This is a genomic window from Mumia zhuanghuii (assembly GCF_042681565.1).
GTDB lineage: Bacteria > Actinomycetota > Actinomycetes > Propionibacteriales > Nocardioidaceae > Mumia.
The window spans coordinates 1-2152 of the sequence record NZ_JBHUFT010000007.1; the positions used below are offsets into that span (position 1 = coordinate 1).

Below are 2152 nucleotides of genomic sequence, written 5' to 3' on the forward strand. Positions count from 1 at the left end.
TCGACCCGTCACGCGTGCACGCACGGCGGCGGGTGTGGTCTGCGTCACGCGCCATTCAAAGCCGCAGGCCACGCCTAGTCCAGCGATTCGCGAGAGTGGACATGAAAGAGCCCGAGAAGTTGTCACGCCAGTGACAACTTCCCGGGCACTGGAGACCGCCTGATACTCAAGCGTGCTTCGTCCTATTTGCTTTTGTGCTTGATGGTTTTGGCTTTGGCGGGGGTGTAGCGGGTGTCGCCGGTGTAGGTGGTGGTGATTTTCCAGGTGCCGCGTGTGGTCTTGGGGAGTTTGACGGTGGCTTTGCCGTTGCGGACGGTGGCGGTGGTCTTGAGTTTCTTGGAGCCCTTTTTGAGTACGAGGGTGACCTTGCCTCTGGGGGCGGTCAGGCCGGTGGGGCGGGCGATGGTGATGGTGGCCTTGCCCTTCTTGCGGCTGGAGGGCTTCTTGGTGATTTTGGTCTTTACGGTGCCGGGGCGGGCTTTGGTGACGGTGTAGGTGGTGGTGCGTGTGGCCGTGTTGAGGGTGGTGTTGCCGTGGTAGGAGGCGCGTAGGGTCCATCGGCCGGGGGTGGTGGTTCGTGGGATCGAGTAGAGCGTTCGGCCTCTGGACAGTGTCTTGGCGCCGAGTGAGCGGCCGTTCAAGGTGAGGGTGACGGTGCCTGTGGCGCTGTTGGAGACGGTGACGGTGACCGTTCCTGCACGTCCGTACGCACCCGCAGGCGCCGCCAGTCCCACTGTGGGGGTGGGTTTGGCGACTGGGGAGGTGGGGGTGGAGGTGGCGGTGCGGGTGAGCGCGCCCTTGGTGGCGGTTGTGCGGTAGGTGATGCGCTTGCCAAGGTGTGTGGCGTTCAGTGCGAGGCTGGTGCCGGTGGCGCCCGCGATCGGGGTGCCGTTGGCCAGCCACTGGTTCGTGACGTTGTCGGGGGCGCCGGAGAAGGTGCCCGCGGTGCCGGTCAGAGTCTGGCCGGGCCGTGCCACGCCGGTGACGCGAGGCACAACAGCGGTCTTCACATCGCTCACCAACACCGAGTCATGATTGACGCCCGCAGCAACAGCCGTGACCGGCGCACCATCCAGCGACGCAGGAACCTCGACTCCGTTCTGCGCCGGACTTCCCCACCGGTGTAGGCCGCCGGTGGAATCGAGCGCCATGCTCTCTTCGGCCAGAGCGCTGATCGCAACGACCGCCTTGCCGTTCAAGGAGTCCGGGATGGTGGTGCCGTTGCCCCAGGTGCGGAGTGTGCCGTCGGTGAGCAGCGCTAGTCCGCCGAGGCTCCTGCTGGCGATGGCCTTGACGTTGCCAGGGGTGGTCAGCTCATCGGGGAGGTCGAGCTGACCTGCGTTGTTGAGTCCCCAGGCGACGACGGTCCCGTCGTCCTTGAGGGCGTAGGTCTGCTGGTCACCGGCGGCGATCGCCTTGACACCGGTGAGGCCGGTAGGCACGTTCAGGGCCCCGCCGAGGAGATATCCCCACGTGACAACGGTGCCATTGCTCTTGAGTCCGACGCCGTGATAGGCGCCGATGGCAAGATCCACCACCCCGGACAGTCCAACAGGCACCTTGGTTGGGTCGCCGGCTGCCAGCTTGGCACCCCAGGCGACGACAGTGCCGGTTTGGGTGACGACGCCAGCGTTGCTCGCGCCTGCGGCGATGGCTTTTACCTTGACGCCGTTGAGGCTTGCGGGCACCTTCTGCGGCTGAGCGCCCTGGGTGCCGTTGTGGCCCCAGGCCACGACTCGGTTGTCGCCGGTGAGGGCAAGTGAGAAGTCGCCGCCGTTGTCGATGGCGATGAACGCGGTTTGTGCGAGTGCGGCCGGAACGGTCGTCGACGGCGTGGTTTGTACCGGTCCCCAGCTGACGATGGATCCGGCTTGAGCGAGGGGTACGGGGGTGACGGCGTTGGCTGGGATGGCGGCGAGTGCGCTGAGGGTCAGGCCGAGGGAGGCGACCGCGGCGGCCAGCACACGTCCGCGGCGGTGGCGGGGTGTTGGCTCTGGCCAACCGCGGGTGTTCTGGGGGTCAACACTCATCGTGGCTCTCCTTCGAGCTCGACCCGTCACGCGTGCACGCACGGCGGCGGGTGTGGTCTGCGTCACGCGCCATTCAAAGCCGCAGGCCACGCCTAGTCCAGCGATTCGCGAGAGTGGACATG

At 66.4% G+C, this 2152-nt stretch carries 1 protein-coding gene; it reads right to left on the reverse strand.

Annotation, left to right across the window (positions count from 1 at the left end; genetic code table 11):
• Window positions 1-182: 182 nt before the first annotated feature.
• Entirely contained in the window at window positions 183-2030 is a 1848-nt protein-coding gene (locus ACFSDF_RS08255) for an Ig-like domain repeat protein (protein ID WP_377157054.1), read from the reverse strand.
• Window positions 2031-2152 lie beyond the last annotated feature (122 nt).

Coding starts and splice junctions, on each gene's coding strand:
- ACFSDF_RS08255 (WP_377157054.1), bottom strand. CDS start 2,030: ATGAGTGTTGACCCCCAGAACACCCGCGGTTGGCCAGAGCCAACACCC.